This is a genomic window from Streptomyces monomycini (genome assembly GCF_022271435.1).
Classification (GTDB): domain Bacteria; phylum Actinomycetota; class Actinomycetes; order Streptomycetales; family Streptomycetaceae; genus Streptomyces; species Streptomyces monomycini.
This window is the reverse complement of record NZ_JAFIQY010000007.1, coordinates 256,293-270,934: the sequence shown is the minus strand read 5'-3', so window position 1 is coordinate 270,934 and position 14,642 is coordinate 256,293. Positions and strand designations below refer to the sequence as shown.

Sequence of the window (14,642 nt, the reverse complement as noted above, 5' to 3'; positions counted from 1 at the left end):
GAACACAGTGGGGCCACCGACCTCGCAGGCCGTGGTGCTGGGGGGCGGCATGGCCGGGATGCTGGCCACAGCGGCACTGGCGCGGCACCTGGACCGGGTGATCCTCATCGAGCGGGATGCCTTTCCTTCGCGCCCCCAGGCCCGTCGCGGGCTCCCGCAGGCGCGGCACACCCATATCCTGCTGTCCACCGGGGTACAGGCGATCGAAACCCTGCTGCCAGGAACATTGCGCCGACTCCTCGACGCAGGGGCTCAACGTAGAGGCATGCCCAACGAGTTGCTCTCTTTCACCCCTCAGGGGTGGCTGCGCCGGTGGCCGGAGACGCAATACGTGATCGGCTGCAGCCGAGACCTGCTGGACTGGGTGATACGGCAACGCCTGCAACAGCACCCGAGGATCACCCTCCGGCCGGGCCTCACGGCCACCAGCATTACGGGCAGCGCCGACCGCATCACCGGTGTACGACTACTGAACGAACACACCAGCCAGGCGTTCACCATGACGGCCGACCTCGTGGTGGACGCCACCGGACGCAGCTCCCGCATGCCCCACTGGCTGGCGACCTGCGGCCTTCCCACCGTACGGGAGACCACCGTTGCCTCCGGCCTGACGTACGTCACCCGCGTCTTCCGGGCCCCAGAAGGGGCGAGGGACTTCCCCGTGGTCAACATCGCTGCGGCTACCGGGGAACCTCGCTACGGCCAGGCCGGCGCGCTTCTGCCGATCGAAGGCGGGCGGTGGCTCGTAACCCTCGCCGGCACCCGCGGCGGAGAGCCTCCCACCGCACCCTGCGGGTTCACCGCCTTCGCCCGCCAACAGCTTCGCCACCGGCTGATCGGAGACCTCATCGCCGACGCGGAACCGCTGGGCTCCGCTCACGTCAGCCGCAGTACCGCGAACCGGCGCCGCGCTTACGAGAACCTGAAACGCTGGCCCGACGGGCTCCTTGTCCTGGGGGACGCCACCGCTGCCTTCAACCCCATCTACGCGCAGGGCATGACGGTCGCGGCTCTCGGTGCCGTGGCGTTGGACCGCCATTTGGCCCGGCACGGCGTCCTCCCGGAAACCACGCGCCGAGCCCAACGAGCGGTCGCCCGCCCGGTGACCGTGGCCTGGTCGGTGGCGACGGGCCAGGACCGTCTCCTCATCGGCACCGACGGCCCCCGCCCCACAGTCACCGATCATCTTGCCCAGCACGGCGCGGCGCAGCTCATGAGGGCTGCGGCAGCCCACCCTGCGGCCGCCGAAGCGTTCTTCGGTGTGCTCACCCTCGCCCACTCCCCTGCCCGCCTTCTTACGCCGAAAGCGTTGCTGGCCACCTTGGTCGGTTCTCGCGACCAGCAGCTGACCGAGCCGCCGCTGACCCAGTGGGAGCAGTCCTTCCTGGCCCCTGGGAGAAGCGGAGAGCAGCACCTCCGGGACGGGGCCTAAGGAGAGCATCGATCAATATGCCACTCGGGATCAGGGGCCAGGCCGCGTTTCACCCGACGCATCAGCACACCGGCTGTCTGAGTTGCCCCTTGGATGCGATACGCACCAGCCGAGACATACTTCGACGGGCCGACCGCCCTGGAGGTGACGGCCGGCCCGTCTGCCCCTCCCGACCCACGGGGGAGGTCGCTGCGGCGGGGCGTATGGGCACGGCTGCTCGGCGGCGCCGTAGCTACGCCGAGCAGCCGCCGCAAGGCCGGAGCTGACTCGTACCCGTCAACCGGGCCCCGCGTCCGTACCGCCCCGAGCGTGGAAAGGCGGCACGGAGGCTCTGCACAGATCGGTGGCGTTACGGAGGACGTTCAGCACCGCCGCCAGATGCTGCGGCTGTGCCAGGTAGATGCCGGACCAGTACCGTGGCCGCGCCCACCGCAGCCCCTCCGTGCGGCCCGCATGCGGCACGATCAACGAGCCGGTGTCACGCACCACGACCGCCGGCTGAAGCCGCTGCCATAGCCAGGAGGCCGGGTCGGCACCGCCCCGGGGGATGAGCCACCAGGCCCGGTCAGATCGCGGGTCCACGATCGCCGGCGCCTCCACGTGCCGTAGCCGACAGGCCCATGTGACCGTCGCGGCTGGGACCTCGACCACATCCCAGGCATCGCCAATGGGCATCACGGTCGCCCCACTGCCGGGCGGAGCCGCCCACTGCTCGCTCATGTCGGTCGCCTCCCGCACGTCGCGACAAGCTGTTCCCATTCGGCCTCCGTGAACGACCACGGCGCCCGCGTCGCGCAGGACCGGCACAGGAGGTACGTCCAGCCAAGGCCGACCAGGTCGAACTCCTGGACCTCGACCAGGCCCTGGATTGCCCCACAGTGGTTGCTGCACGTATCAGCCACAAGAGCCGCCCGCGGCCGCGCCACGCCGTACGCCAGCGCCCCGGCCAGCGCCACGACGATGAGGACGTACGCGGCCTGGCGCCACCGGTCAGGCATCGGAGCGGCCGACGAGCACCGCGTGTGCCCGTTCATCGGACTCGTCGAACGTCGTCGCCACGTAGCCGCCGGCCTGGGCCACGCGCTGCTGCAGCGCGATGCGCAGCTCGCCGTCGTGAGCGAGACGGTCCCACGTGTGCACCAGGCAGAGCACCGGCCGGATGCGGGCCTGCGTCCGCATGATCTCCAGCAGAGCGGTGAACCGGGGCCGCCTGGAGCCCAAGGCGTCATCTCCGCGGTCGATCCACTGGTCCGCCACCTGCCAGTCGTGACGCCTGGCGTAGGTAAGGCAGCCTTCGAGCCGCATGTCCAGGACGACGTGGGACCGCGTCGCGTTCCGGTCGTAGATGAACGCGAGCGGCCGCGCCCCGCCGCTGTTTCCGTACAAGTCCGCAGTTGGGCGGGCGGATGTGGGAATGGGACCAGTGCTCATGTGCAGGACCGTAAGGGCAGGGAAAACCGGCCACCCGAACTGAGAGTTCGGGCGAACCACAGGCTCGGCTACTACAAGAGGCCGAGTCGGTGGGCGAGGCTTTCGGCCTGCCGAGCGTGCATCGCCCGTGCCCGCCGGACGAGCCCGAGCACCAGGCCGCGCGCCATAGGGGTACGCGCCAAGTCCTCTGGTGCCACTGTCTCCAGTTGCAGCAAGTGCAGAAGAGTCGCCGCGTCCTCTCGCCTCAGGTCGTAGCAGCGCGCCACCTCCAACGCGAAGGTGAACTCACGCTCGATCGACTGCACGGCGCTCGTGTCCACCCGGTCCGCCAGGTACAGGGCCTCACTGATGTTGCCGGCTTCCATCTCCACAGTGACCCGGTGGAGTTCGACGTTCGTCGGTCCGAATACGGTCCACAGGAAGTTGCCCTCGCCGGTCACGGCGGCGGCCGGCACCGCCTTCTCGCGGATGCGATCGCGTGCCGTGTCCCAGTCGCGACGCCGAGAGGCAGCGACGGTGGAGACGAGATGCAGCGCTCCCGTCATCGCCGCGCGCTCCCCGTCGTCCGGTACCTCGGCGTGCAGGGCCGCGATACCGTGCATGGCGACGTGCTCGGCGCCATCGTGCTCATCTGTAGCGAGCAGGACGTGTCCCAGGTTCCACTGGGCCGCGGCGACACGCAGTGGGTCGTCCGCGTCCTCGGCAGCTCGTACCGCCCGATCGGCTGCCATGAGCGACAGGTCCAGGCGGCCGGTCCGGCGTAGGTAGGACCGGAGCAGGAAGTACAAGTCGGCTGCGACTCGCAATACTTGTCGCCGTTGCTGCCCATCCGTACCCGATCGGTGGGCGCGCACCGAGTGCTCGACCTCGGCGATCAGGCCGGGCAGCACCTTCGCGACATCGGTGAACCGCGTAGGCGACTGCTGCCAGCTGCGCCACGCCGCCTCGATCCGCTCCCGCAGTTCGCGCGGACCGACGGCAGGTGTGCTCAGCGCGGGTCCGTAGCCCATGAGCGCACGCACCACGCCGGCCTCCGCCGTGGGCGGTGGGGCCGGAGTTGACGTGGTCTGGTCTGAGAGTAGGGCTGCGATGGGCACTCCAAGCTCCCGAGCAATGGCGTAGAGGATGTGCAGGGACGGCATCTTGAGTCCGCGCTCGATCTGCGAGAGGTAGTCGGGCGTGATGCCGACGAGGCCGGCGACGACGTCTTGCTGGCGGCCCTTACGGTAGTGGCGAACCCTGTCCCCGATGGGCAGGTCCGGAGCGACCATGCCCCGCTCCCTTCGACCACGAGTTGTTTCGTCTTGCAGCGTAGAGGCCTGAGCACCCACGGCGTAGGGCATTGACTACCGTGTGAAGCAGACGGCGGACAGAGGAGTGCACGGATGACACAGCTCGTGCTCTGGGACATCGACCACACCCTCGTGAGCACGCGGGGCGTCGGACGCTCCCTGTGGGCGGAGGCCTTCCGTCAGGTGACGGGCCAGGAGATGAAGGAACAGGCGAAGATCGACGGTCTGACGGAGCAAGTCATCTTCCGCGAGACGGCCAAGCTGCACGGACTCACCACGAACCGTGCCGACTTCGACGGGTTCGCTCAAGCACTCGGCGAACTGCACGTCCGGCGCGCGGCCGACCTCCGCGAGCGCGGTCACGCGCTCGACGGCGCTGCCTCGGCCCTCGACGCGCTGGCCGCCCGCGGTCTACGCCAGACCGTGGTGACCGGCAACGTGCGGGCAGCCGCGGAGGTGAAGGTCGCCACCTTCGGTCTCGATCACCACTTGGACCTGCCGGTCGGCGCGTACGGCGAGGACGCCGAGGAACGCGCGGAGCTGGTGGCGATCGCTCTGAAGCGCGTTGGTCACCAGGCAGACGTAACAGTCCTCGTCGGGGATACGCCGGCGGATGTGGCGGCGGGCCTCAGTGCCGGCGTGCGCGTCGTCGGGGTGGCTACTGGGCGCAGCAGCTCCGATGAGCTGTACGAGGCCGGGGCGCACGCGGTGCTAGCCGATCTGTCCGAGACGCGGGGAGTGCTGAAGACGCTCATTGTCGACGTTTGACCGGCCCGCCGCCGAGCCACCGCTCTGCGCTGACGCAGCGCCGAACTTGCAGGTGTCAACAGTCGAAGATGTGGCCCCATCCAGCTTGCGGTCGAACGCACCGTCCGGGCCGCATATGGGCCTCGTGGGCCCACCACGTCGTCGGCGCGTCCGGGACACAGAAACTCTCGATGTGACAATTTTGCCGCGCAATGCTTCTTGGACTCGATAACAGGGCGGTGCCACACCTGCCGCGACCGCCGATCGATAGCGGGAATCACCGGCTCCGACAAAAACCCTTAGGACACGCACCCCCTTCTCGTGACCGGCTGTCTAGCCTATAGGTGACGCTTCGGGTACCCCTGCCGCGCGGGCTTCCGCCTAAACAGGAACACTCAGCCTTTGCCCTAGGCGCTGGCCTCGCCCCCGGGCACCCCTACCGCTGTCGGCCGAGACTGAACACTGCCCACGTCAGTGCGGCAATGTGCACGCCGGTCACGGAGCCAGTCGGCACCCGTGCCAGCAGCCGTCAGACGCTCATCACCTTCCCCAACGCGGCAACCGAGCGCGGATCCGCACCACCAACCCTTCACCCCGCCCGCCCCGGTCCCACGATGCGATCCCTTAGTCGTTTCCACCTGGTCACAATCAACTCAGGGCGACCCTAAGCAGTGACAAAATGACCACCACCCTTCAAATGCCGCGAATAAATCATCAACCTCGCGCATCCGATTCGAAAATACCCATTGACTCGATCTCACCTTATTAGTAATTTGCTAGTTATCAGAAAGGAGCTGCGGCCACATTCAAGGAAGTGGATACCATGACCGCAATCGCCAAACGTCCCCGGCTCACCGATGACATTCGGTCCGCCCGGCTGACACAGGCCCATGAACAGCTCCAAAGCGCGGTGGAATCCCTGATGACTTCAGCGGGATGGCAGCAGCTGATCACCGCTCGCCGCTGGCTGAGGTCCTACAGCCTGAACAACGTGCTGTTGATCCTCGCCCAGCGTCCCGGCGCCACCGACGTGCGTTCCTTCCGCGCCTGGCAGGAAGTCGGACGGCACGTCTGCCAGGGCGAACACGCCCTGCGCATCTGGGCCCCGTCGACCCGCAGGCGCCCCGACCCGGACACCCCCGAGGACGCACAGGACGAGTCCGCGATCGTGACCCGATTCGTCCTCGTCCCGGTCTTCGACGTGGCCCAGACCGACGGCGCGCCTCTTCCGGCACCGGCCAGCGCCACCCCGGAACGGCTCACCGGCGACGCCCCGGCCTGGCTGTGGCAGGCAACCGTCGCTGTGATCAGCGACGACGGTTTCACCGTGGAACGCGGTGACTGCCACGGCGCCTACGGACACACCGACTTCCTTCGCCACACGGTGCGGGTGCGTGCTGATGTCGCAGCGGCTCAAGCCACCAAGACGCTGGTGCACGAACTCGCGCACATCCGCCTCGACCACGACACCCGTAGTCTGTCCCGGCCTACAGCGGAGGTGGAGGCCGAGTCCGTCGCCTGCATCGTCAGCGCGTGCGCCGGACTGGACACCCTGCCCTACTCCGTCCCGTACGTCGCCGGGTGGGCTTCCACCCCTCAGGCCGCGCAGGACAGCGCGGGCCGAGTGCTCACGGTCGCCGACGCCGTCACCACGGCGCTCGGTCTCTGAACATCCCTTCCGGCCCGTCCCTTCGGGTTGGCGCCCCTGGGTGGGCCGGACCACCGGCAACCCGTTCTCCGGGGAGACATCATGACCCCAGCAGCCTTACCCGTACTTCTGGTGACCGAGGACCACGATCTGCGCGACCACATCACCTGGCTCGCCGACCCCGTCCCCGTCCTGGCCACCACTCCGCAATCCCTCACCGACCAGCAGTGGCATGACGCCTACCTCGTCCTGGTCGGTGACCGGAGCGCAACCGCTCTGGCCGAGCAGCACCCCGCGCACCGCGACCGCGTCATCGTGGTGGGCCACGACCCCGATGACGCTCAGGTGTGGGAGCGGTCCGACTCCCTGGACGCCTCCACCGTCATGGTCCTGCCGTACGACCAGGCGACGCTGCGCCGCCGGGTTCTGTACGCCGAACGCGGGTCCGACCCCACGTGCACCGTCGCCGTGCTCTCGGGTTGCGGCGGCGCAGGCGGGACTCTTTTCGCCACTGCGGTGGCCATGGCGGCCCGGCGAGCCCACCACCGGGTGGCGCTGATGGACGCCGATCCGGTCGGCCGCGCGCTTCAGCTCCTCCTGGAAGAGGTGGCCACCCATCAGGCCCCGGACGCCTTCGACGGCCCCGGCGACGAGGCGGCCCCGCTGGTCTGCGCCACACGACCGGTCGGGGTGTGCGGTGGGATCGACCCCGAGGATTACCTGCCGGTGCTTCATTTCCTGCAAGCCGATCAGGACATCGTGGTGGTGGACGCTCCCCGGGGGCCGTCCGACGCAGCCGCCGCACTGCTGGAACACAGCGACCTGACTTTGATCGTCGTGCCGGACACCCAGCGCGGGATCGCCAGCGCTGCCCGGGTCCTGGACTGGGTGACCGGCTTCGCCTCCCGCACCGCCATCGTGGTGCGGCGTTGTACAGACGAGGCTCCGCCTCCGGACAAGGTGGCGAACGTGCTGCACACCTCGTTGTTGGGGTGCATCGACACGGAACGGGCCGATTGCGACGGTGAGATTGTCGTTCGGGGCAGCGTGGCCGACTTGGCCGACGCGCTGGTGGACGACCAGTTCGGCTTGGGGTGACTCTTCGGCCGACGACTCTCACGGCTCTGGCCCGGCGCACTGCTCCGGGCCAGAGCCACGTCGCAGGAATGGACGTCTGGGACGATGCGGCACCGCCGCCCTGCCGCCCCTCCTGGATCCGATACGGCCGACGGACGAACCCTCGCGGGTCTGGCGCCGCCCGCCGGCCGCGGCAACCCGCCCCGCAACCGGGGCCTTCCCAGCGTAGAGCCGGTGGCCCGGCGCTGATACGGTGCACCGATCAGCCGCTGGCCCCTGGAGTGCTCCTCAGTGCCCCGTCACCCGCCGGTTCGCCTAGCACCTGACGAAATCACCCTCGTCCGCTTGGCCGAGGAAGCGCAGGTCCACGTCGTGACCGTGTACCGGTGGATGGGCGAGGAAGGCGCACCGGCACCGGTTCGGATCATTCCGCGCGGCCGGGGCGTGAAGGTCTATCGGCGCGCTCCCGCTCTGGCGTACGTACGAGCCCGCAAGGACGACAAGCGGCCGGCTCCCGTGACACTCGGCCTTCCACCGGACACCCGTGTCACCCTCTACGGCTTCGCCCGGGCCATCGGTCAGCCCGGCGCGAGCGTCTACCAGTACCGGGACAGACCCGGCTTCCCGCGCCCTGCGGCCGACGGGACGTACGAGCTCGGCGTGCTGCTGCAGTGGTGGAACAGTCGGCCGGGGCCGGGCCGGCCGCGACGGCGGTGAATGTCCTGGGGCGTCGGTCAGCGTGGGCCTCTGAGCAAAGTCGCGGTCTCGCGGGACGCAGAAGGCCCGGCGGCGCTGCAGCGAGCCGGTGCGCGCCAGCGCGGCCGGGGCGGGCGGAGCGCGCACCCAGCCCCGGACCGCTCGGTGGGATCAACCGTCGGGGACCCAGCGCATGGCATCTCCGCTGACGTCCTCGTCGTCCCGAGCCTGGTCGAGGAGCGCGGACGCATGGTCCGTACACGGCTCCCCCACGACGGAGTTGTACGACGACACGGCGCGCCAGCGGCTGTACGGGCCACGGTAGAGGGCCGGGACCGGGTACGTATCGGAAGTGAGGCCCTCGGGCCCGTTACCATTGTCGGTCCACCACCGGACGGCGATCCGGTCAGTGGCAGCGTCGCGTTCCTCGCGGCTGGCGAATACCTCCACCGCCGTTTCGCCCGCGACGTAGGTGGCGAGGCCGTACCCCCCTCGCAGAGGCAGGTCGCAGTGCACCAAGATCTGATACGGCCAGCTCCCGAGCTCCCAGCCGTTTCCGCCCCAGACGCCGACGTAGCGCCAAGGGGCGGGGAGCTGGTTGACCCACGCGCCACCGCCGCGCCCCAATCCGCCCTCGGGGAGGCTGGGCAGCAAGTCGCTCGGTGACGAGTTCGCGGGCGTTGTGGACACTGCCTCCCGACCTATCTGGCGAGCGCTACCGCGCCGCAGCAGAAGGACCAGTTGCTGCTCTTGCGCAGCACTCACCCGCACCCGCCAGGTGTGGTGCGCCGGGTTGTAGACCGCGCGCTCCAGCGCATCCCTGAGGGGCGCGCTGAGCTCACAGGCGAGCAGTACGGTAAAGGCCGCGTCGGTGAAGGTGGCTTCCATCAGGTGCCGCCGAAACCTGCGTAGGAGCGCGCGAGCGACCGAGCGACGACCGGAGCCGGGCTACCAGACACGGAAGCCGCCGCCGTCGCGGGCGCGCCGGAGGTACCGAATCCACTCGGGCCACCAGTCGAGCCGGGTGGTGATTTCCCGTTGGACCTCCCGGTGCGCAACGGCCCACCATCCCAGAGCCGCGTCGATTTCAGCAGGGGTGACGAGCCAGCCGTCGTTGCTGGAGAACTTGTAGGCCGGGATGCCGGTGGGGTGTTGCGCGGAAGCGTCCACGACCACCTGGGTGGCCGCGTGCAAGGCACGGACCGTCTCTGGGGCGTCCTCGTCATCCGGACCGTAGTCCCACAGTTCGTCCGCCGTCGTCCCATAGTCCTGAGGGTCGGGTGTGGGCGGCGGGGCCAGGTGAGTGAGCATGCCCAGGGCCTCCATGACGAAACAGGCTCGCTCATGCCCCAGATGTTCAGGCGGAAGTAGGACGTGTGCACCGCTTCCATCGCGGCATACGTCTCCTCCACCCGGCCCTGCGCGGCCGTGTAGTTGGCATGGCCGTTCAGCAGGCGCAGGGCGTCGCGGTCGCACACGGCGGCGTGGAAGGCGGCGCTGGCGGCCTGGTAGGCGGCTTCCTCGTTCTCCGCCGGGTGTTCGATGTACATGTCGTAGCCCATGACGATCTCCTTGACGACTGGGCTGACGTTCGTCGGAGTCGGCCGCGCCCGCCCAGGATGCGCGGGGGCGGCCTGACAGTGCGTTCGGCGTACTGGCATGGCTCAGCCGCAAGCGGCGGAGCGGGTGAGGGAAGTTCGGCGCACGTGGTGCGGCCCAGGCAGTTCCCCCCAGGGGTCAGCGAGCGCAAACCGGATCACGGGGAAGCCCAGTTGGTCGAACGCCGCGCAGTTGCCGCACCGGCACGGCAAGGCGATCCACAGGCCGTGGTGAGTGGGGATCGACCCGTGGTAGAGCACCAGGTCACCCGGTTCGATCAGTTCGGCGGAGCGGAACAGCGCCTCATCGGACATGGAAGCTCCCTCATGGCCGGACGCGGGATGCGAGTGAGGTCGTAGTGCACCTCGTGACGTACCTGGCAGCGAAGCATTTTCTCTATTCGGACTGCCATGTTTTTGTAGCTACAAATATAGCGCCTTCGTAGCTACAAGACAATCTCCTCGGGGGAGATTTCGTAGCTACAGATACACGCAGATGACCTTGTTGCTCGTAGCTACGATCCACTACCTTCCCCCCATGACCGACGACACCGAGGGCACTTACGACAAGCCACGCCAGATCCGCGTGCCCGACGACGAGTGGGTTCCCTTCGAGGCGGCGACGAAGGCCGCCCACCCCACCGGCCGCAGCCCCCGCGCCCGCGTCGTGCGCGAGTTCATACGCTGGTACATGCGCCGCCCCGGCGCGAAGCTCCCGGCACGCCCGCCCGCCGGCCCTTGGTCTGAGCCGCCGAGCGGCTCGTAAGCGCCAGCCGCGTCGCCGTACAGGAGCCGCGGGAGCTGAACGTCGATCAGTCCTCTTCCCACGTACCGCGCACAGTGCCCCGAAAAGTGCCCGTGCGCCGACGGCCCGGCGGTGTGCACACGGCCACGACGGCGCCGATCACCGCAAGGGCCACCAGAAGCTTGAAGCCGACGGCAAGGACTGCTCCGACAGCGGTGGCGCCTGCCACGATCTGCGGCGCCCAGACGATGCCGACGATACCGCCGGCGACAACAGCTGCTCCGGCGACGACGCACCGGGGATGAGCGAGCAGCCAGTCGGGCGGACGCCGCCGCTTCGGGCGCGGCTGGGAGGAAGACGGCAGTGCCGGTGACGGTGCCGGGAGAGGGACGACCTCATACACCGTCTCCGTGCCACCGTCGGGGCCGGTGCGGTGCGTCTGGCGGATCGTGTAGCCGGACGGGACCGGCGCTGGCGGCGCGGCCGGGGCGTACGGCGCGGAGTCGGGGAACGCCTCACCGAGAAGTCGCTCGACGGTGGTGCGCTGCTGTGAAGTGAGGGGTGTCGGATCGGTCATGGTGCGATCTCCGGAGAGGTGGAGGGCGGGGCCCGGTGACGGCGGGCCCCGCACCGGTGGCAGGGTCAGGCAGCGGGGCGATCGTCGTCGACAGCACTGACGTCGCTCCGACGGGCCAGGCGGCCGGGGACGGCGCCGAAGCGCAGCAGCACGCAAGGGCCGACGACCGTCACCGCCCGGTCATCAAGGCGGGTGACGCTCTCCTTCGCGTCGGGGACTGCGTTGGCAGGACACTCCGGTTCCACCTCGACGGTGTACGCGCCCGCCGGATAGGTGACCTCCCGATCCGCGGATTGCTCACGCATCCGCCCCAGATCCGCGTCCTGCGCGAGCGTACGGGGGCTGTCGCTCGGCAGGTGCGAGTGAACGCATCGCATGGCGATCTCCTGAGTCGAATGAGGCGGCCGATTGGCCGGTTCCCCGCGGTCCCGGTCCCCGAGGCCACAGGCAGCCGTCAGGCGGCTGACGCCGTCTCGTCTTCCGCTTCGTCGTGCGCGCTGTGCTCGACGACCCACGTACCGCGCGCCACCTTGGTGACAGCGCCCTCGTCCGCCAACCGGGCCAGGGCCGACGACGCGGTCTGCAACGGCACGTCCAGCGCCCGGGCGATCGCGCCGGTGTACGCGAAGGCGCCGTTCAGGCCGATGAGGTGATCAAGGATGGCCTGCTTGCAGGTGCCCGCCCGCGCCGCGGCCTCCTGGCCGGCGGGCGTCTGCGGCAGGACCGGACCACCGGACTCGTCCCCGTCCTCCAGGGCGAAGGCGGGCGCGTCGACGGGCATCTGCCAGCGTTCTTCGCGCCGCCGGCGCCAGGTTGCGAACGGCTTCCCGGCCGCAGTGACGGCCGACTGCTCCAACGTCGTCTCGGTCCCGGACCGCGCCCACCGCAGCGGGTCGGCCAGGAACAGAGTCCGCATCACCGACGGGCGCGCCGAGGGGCCGAGGGCATAGCCCAAGCCCGAGGTGGAGGAGCCATCGCCCCATTCGCGCGGCAGCTTGTGGGGGTACACGGGGAATGCCGACTGGAAGGCGACCTGCCCGGAGATGGCCATCGAGGTCCGCAGCACGATCACGTTTCCGGCGGCGACCTGCGCCCGCAGGACGTGCGAGTTGCCCAGTTGGTCAAGCAACGGCATCTGCGTGACCAGTCGCAGCCGTATCCCGCACTTGCGGCCCATCTTCCCGATCTCCTGGCACAGCAGGACCGCGATCGGGTTACGCAACACGGCGTGCGCCTCGTCGATAGTGATCGACAGCAGGGGCATGCCGAGCAAGCCTGGCGTGAAACCTTTGAAGCCGCGCCGCGTGGTGCCGTACTCGTCGGTCCACTCGGTCCGGGAGAGGACGGCGGAGCGCTGGTACATGATCCGCACCGCGGCCATCAGCAGGAGGAGGCCTTCCTCGACGGAGTCGGCGAACCAGCCGACGTCGTCCTGCCAATCAGGCAGGGACTGACCACCCTGCGGGTCGATGACCCAGGAGTGGATCAGTGCCGCGTGCTTCTCTGTAGCGAGCAGCGCGTCCAGAAGGCGCGACTTGCCGCTGTCGGTGTCGCCGGAGATCAAGTCATGGACGGGGCCGGAGCCAGCGCGCCAGAACCGGTACCGCACTGGGGTGCCATCGGCGTACACCCCGATCTGCGCGACTCCGGTCGTCTCGTTCAGGACCTGGGGGCCGGGCCAAGGATGGACTCGCTGGAGCGGATTAACAGTGTAGACGGTCAGCGCGGCGTGGTCCTCGGCACCGTCGGGCATCCGCTCGATGACGACGGACGCCAGCGGCACCCGGTAGGCACTGGCCACCCGCGCCGCGGCACCGATGGCCTGCTCAGCAGTCAGGTCCCCGGCCGGCAGCTCGACTGTGGCCTTCCAGCCGTATCCGTTGACGAGATCCTGCACCTCGGCCAGCACCGAGCCGGGCAGCGCCTTCCCCTGTGCGGCGATGCGCTCGGCCCACACCTGCGCCCGCTCGGTCTCCTGGAGCGGTGCGATGGGACGGATCCGGCGACGCCACCAGTACGGACCGGCGACCGCGAGGAACCACAGCAGGGTCAGCCCCGGCACGGGCGGAGTGAGCGGGCCTATCAGTGCCATCGTCATCAGCAGCGCCGCCGCGCCGCCAGTCGTGGCGAGGTACCAGAGCAGGACGCGGGGCGTGGCCGCCCGCTTACGGGCGGCACGGCGCCGGAGCCGCCAGGCGAGTGCTGCGGCCCCGGCAGCGGACAGCACGGCGGCCGTCGGCGCCCCACCCCGGCTGGCTGCCAGGACCCCGCCCAGGCCGGTCAGGCCGGCCGTCGCGTACAGAGGCGCCAGTCGCTTCCGGTACTTGATGCCGAGGCGCACCAACGCCCGTGTTGAACGGCCCGCCCGGCACAGCCCGGTGGCGGACACGCTGCGGCGCGGCCCCAGAACCTTGCCCTGGTGTCGGTCGGTCCGTGCCTTCATGACGGTGAGCAGCATCCGATCAGCTTCCGTGCAGCATCATCCAGCGGCGGCCGCCCGCCAGGAACGGCCGGCCCGCAAGACCTCAATCGCCCTGGTAATACGCCTTCTGCGCGGCGTCGGGGTTCGAGTCGTGGGCTTCCTTCATCATCTGGTGCTTGGCGACGACGATCTGCTTGGCCTGTTCGGCCTGCGCCTTGAGCGCCTCGCAGGAGGCCAGCCGCTGCTCGGCTGCCATCGCCCGCTGCTGGAACGGTTCGACCAGGGCCTGCACCTGGCCCACGGACTCGGGGTCCAGGGCGATCTCCTCGCTGGCCAGCCCGGCGGCCAGCGCTTCGACGTTGGTGACCTCCTGGTTGGAGCGGGCCAGGTCGGCCGAGGCGTCGTCGTGGTTCGCCGCGGCCTCGTGGATGATGGCATCGAGCGCGGTCAGCAGCGCGGTGTGGTTGGTGGCCTCCGCGGTGGTCGTAGTGATCGGCATGGTGCGTACTCCTTTGTTGTCAGACTCGGTTGCCCTCACGGGCAGGTTGTCGTCATCCGCACGGGAACCAGACCTGACCGGACCGGTCTTCGCGGAGGTTTTCTTCGGCAGTGGGTCCGGAGCGGATGCGGTCGTCATCTCGTACGGCTTCTTCGGCCGTACGAGACCGGCGTCGCGGCCTGCGTACGGCCGAACACTGCGCCGGTTTGTACGGTCGAGCACCCACTCCCGGCCCTTCGGCCAGCCGCGCCGCCAGCCCTTGTTGAAGCCGCGGGCGGCCAGGCCCAGCGAATGCGCCGTCGTCGAAGCGAGGGCCCCCAGGGACACGCCGCCCGCTTCCCCGATCGCTGCCGCGTTCCGGTCGGCGTTCTGGACCTTCTTTTGGCGGTAGTGGTCACCCATCTCCCGTCGAGCGGCCTGCGCCCCCTGTGCGGCGCCGAAGGAGAACGCCATGATCAAGATGAGCAGCAGGATCATG

The 14,642-nt window shown here is 69.4% G+C and carries 17 protein-coding genes; 6 read left to right on the top strand and 11 right to left on the bottom strand.

What is annotated here, in order from left to right; translation table 11 throughout:
* Positions 1–7 precede the first annotated feature (7 nt).
* On the top strand, positions 8–1,432 hold the full coding sequence (locus JXZ78_RS12275) for an FAD-dependent oxidoreductase (protein WP_238783029.1): 1,425 nt from the start codon (positions 8–10) through the stop codon (positions 1,430–1,432).
* A 276-nt stretch (positions 1,433–1,708) separates the two neighbouring features.
* On the opposite strand, the gene JXZ78_RS12270 is transcribed toward JXZ78_RS12275, so the two are convergent.
* From JXZ78_RS12270 to JXZ78_RS12255, 4 genes are all read right to left on the bottom strand, one after another.
* On the bottom strand, positions 1,709–2,152 hold the full coding sequence (locus tag JXZ78_RS12270) for a hypothetical protein (protein WP_238783028.1): 444 nt from the start codon (positions 2,150–2,152) through the stop codon (positions 1,709–1,711).
* Positions 2,149–2,430, bottom strand: a complete 282-nt coding sequence (locus JXZ78_RS12265; RefSeq protein WP_238783027.1) for a hypothetical protein — start codon at positions 2,428–2,430, stop codon at positions 2,149–2,151. Before JXZ78_RS12265 ends, JXZ78_RS12270 begins: the two co-directional genes overlap by 4 nt.
* Positions 2,423–2,863: a recombinase family protein gene (locus JXZ78_RS12260; RefSeq protein WP_238783026.1), complete on the bottom strand. Its 441-nt coding sequence runs from the start codon at positions 2,861–2,863 to the stop codon at positions 2,423–2,425. Before JXZ78_RS12260 ends, JXZ78_RS12265 begins: the two co-directional genes overlap by 8 nt.
* Before the next feature lie 71 nt (positions 2,864–2,934).
* The gene (locus tag JXZ78_RS12255) at positions 2,935–4,134 is read right to left on the bottom strand and encodes a helix-turn-helix domain-containing protein (RefSeq protein WP_238783025.1); all 1,200 of its coding nucleotides are present in this window, start codon (positions 4,132–4,134) and stop codon (positions 2,935–2,937) included.
* 114 nt (positions 4,135–4,248) lie between these two features.
* Here JXZ78_RS12255 and JXZ78_RS12250 point away from each other — a divergent pair, with 114 nt between their 5' ends.
* From JXZ78_RS12250 to JXZ78_RS12235, 4 genes are all read left to right on the top strand, one after another.
* Entirely contained in the window at positions 4,249–4,923 is a 675-nt protein-coding gene (locus JXZ78_RS12250; RefSeq protein ID WP_238783024.1) for an HAD family hydrolase, read from the top strand.
* Positions 4,924–5,824: 901 nt separating this feature from the next.
* A complete protein-coding gene (locus JXZ78_RS12245; RefSeq protein ID WP_238783023.1) occupies positions 5,825–6,571 on the top strand; it encodes an ArdC-like ssDNA-binding domain-containing protein in 747 nt (248 codons plus the stop codon).
* A gap of 81 nt (positions 6,572–6,652) precedes the next feature.
* The gene (locus JXZ78_RS12240) at positions 6,653–7,648 is read left to right on the top strand and encodes a CpaE-like family protein (RefSeq protein WP_238783022.1); all 996 of its coding nucleotides are present in this window, start codon (positions 6,653–6,655) and stop codon (positions 7,646–7,648) included.
* Between the two features lie 324 nt (positions 7,649–7,972).
* Positions 7,973–8,344, top strand: a complete 372-nt coding sequence (locus JXZ78_RS12235; RefSeq protein ID WP_238783021.1) for a hypothetical protein — start codon at positions 7,973–7,975, stop codon at positions 8,342–8,344.
* A gap of 150 nt (positions 8,345–8,494) precedes the next feature.
* On the opposite strand, the gene JXZ78_RS12230 is transcribed toward JXZ78_RS12235, so the two are convergent.
* The 3 genes from JXZ78_RS12230 to JXZ78_RS12220 form a co-directional block, all read right to left on the bottom strand.
* Positions 8,495–9,211 (bottom strand): hypothetical protein, encoded by a 717-nt coding sequence (locus JXZ78_RS12230; RefSeq protein WP_238783020.1) that lies wholly within the window; start codon positions 9,209–9,211, stop codon positions 8,495–8,497.
* A 60-nt stretch (positions 9,212–9,271) separates the two neighbouring features.
* Complete coding sequence (locus JXZ78_RS12225) at positions 9,272–9,634, bottom strand: hypothetical protein (RefSeq protein WP_238783019.1); 363 nt, start codon at positions 9,632–9,634, stop codon at positions 9,272–9,274.
* Positions 9,635–9,987: 353 nt separating this feature from the next.
* Complete coding sequence (locus tag JXZ78_RS12220) at positions 9,988–10,236, bottom strand: hypothetical protein (protein WP_238783018.1); 249 nt, start codon at positions 10,234–10,236, stop codon at positions 9,988–9,990.
* Between the two features lie 223 nt (positions 10,237–10,459).
* Between JXZ78_RS12220 and JXZ78_RS12215 the strand changes: the two genes are divergently transcribed.
* A complete protein-coding gene (locus tag JXZ78_RS12215) occupies positions 10,460–10,687 on the top strand; it encodes a hypothetical protein (RefSeq protein WP_238783017.1) in 228 nt (75 codons plus the stop codon).
* 46 nt (positions 10,688–10,733) lie between these two features.
* Here the strand turns inward: JXZ78_RS12215 and JXZ78_RS12210 are convergent, their stop codons facing one another.
* The 4 genes from JXZ78_RS12210 to JXZ78_RS12195 form a co-directional block, all read right to left on the bottom strand.
* Positions 10,734–11,243: a hypothetical protein gene (locus JXZ78_RS12210; RefSeq protein WP_238783016.1), complete on the bottom strand. Its 510-nt coding sequence runs from the start codon at positions 11,241–11,243 to the stop codon at positions 10,734–10,736.
* A 65-nt stretch (positions 11,244–11,308) separates the two neighbouring features.
* Complete coding sequence (locus JXZ78_RS12205) at positions 11,309–11,620, bottom strand: hypothetical protein (protein ID WP_238783015.1); 312 nt, start codon at positions 11,618–11,620, stop codon at positions 11,309–11,311.
* A gap of 77 nt (positions 11,621–11,697) precedes the next feature.
* The gene (locus JXZ78_RS12200; RefSeq protein WP_238783014.1) at positions 11,698–13,701 is read right to left on the bottom strand and encodes a hypothetical protein; all 2,004 of its coding nucleotides are present in this window, start codon (positions 13,699–13,701) and stop codon (positions 11,698–11,700) included.
* Positions 13,702–13,768: 67 nt separating this feature from the next.
* Entirely contained in the window at positions 13,769–14,641 is an 873-nt protein-coding gene (locus JXZ78_RS12195; RefSeq protein ID WP_238783013.1) for a hypothetical protein, read from the bottom strand.
* Between the last annotated feature and the right edge of the window lies 1 nt (position 14,642).

Coding starts and splice junctions, on each gene's coding strand:
- JXZ78_RS12270 (WP_238783028.1), bottom strand. CDS start 2,152: ATGAGCGAGCAGTGGGCGGCTCCGCCCGGCAGTGGGGCGACCGTGATG.
- JXZ78_RS12265 (WP_238783027.1), bottom strand. CDS start 2,430: ATGCCTGACCGGTGGCGCCAGGCCGCGTACGTCCTCATCGTCGTGGCG.
- JXZ78_RS12260 (WP_238783026.1), bottom strand. CDS start 2,863: ATGAGCACTGGTCCCATTCCCACATCCGCCCGCCCAACTGCGGACTTG.
- JXZ78_RS12255 (WP_238783025.1), bottom strand. CDS start 4,134: ATGGTCGCTCCGGACCTGCCCATCGGGGACAGGGTTCGCCACTACCGT.
- JXZ78_RS12250 (WP_238783024.1), top strand. CDS start 4,249: ATGACACAGCTCGTGCTCTGGGACATCGACCACACCCTCGTGAGCACG.
- JXZ78_RS12245 (WP_238783023.1), top strand. CDS start 5,825: ATGACTTCAGCGGGATGGCAGCAGCTGATCACCGCTCGCCGCTGGCTG.
- JXZ78_RS12240 (WP_238783022.1), top strand. CDS start 6,653: ATGACCCCAGCAGCCTTACCCGTACTTCTGGTGACCGAGGACCACGAT.
- JXZ78_RS12230 (WP_238783020.1), bottom strand. CDS start 9,211: ATGGAAGCCACCTTCACCGACGCGGCCTTTACCGTACTGCTCGCCTGT.
- JXZ78_RS12225 (WP_238783019.1), bottom strand. CDS start 9,634: ATGCTCACTCACCTGGCCCCGCCGCCCACACCCGACCCTCAGGACTAT.
- JXZ78_RS12220 (WP_238783018.1), bottom strand. CDS start 10,236: ATGTCCGATGAGGCGCTGTTCCGCTCCGCCGAACTGATCGAACCGGGT.
- JXZ78_RS12215 (WP_238783017.1), top strand. CDS start 10,460: ATGACCGACGACACCGAGGGCACTTACGACAAGCCACGCCAGATCCGC.
- JXZ78_RS12210 (WP_238783016.1), bottom strand. CDS start 11,243: ATGACCGATCCGACACCCCTCACTTCACAGCAGCGCACCACCGTCGAG.
- JXZ78_RS12205 (WP_238783015.1), bottom strand. CDS start 11,620: ATGCGATGCGTTCACTCGCACCTGCCGAGCGACAGCCCCCGTACGCTC.
- JXZ78_RS12200 (WP_238783014.1), bottom strand. CDS start 13,701: ATGCTGCTCACCGTCATGAAGGCACGGACCGACCGACACCAGGGCAAG.
- JXZ78_RS12195 (WP_238783013.1), bottom strand. CDS start 14,641: ATGATCCTGCTGCTCATCTTGATCATGGCGTTCTCCTTCGGCGCCGCA.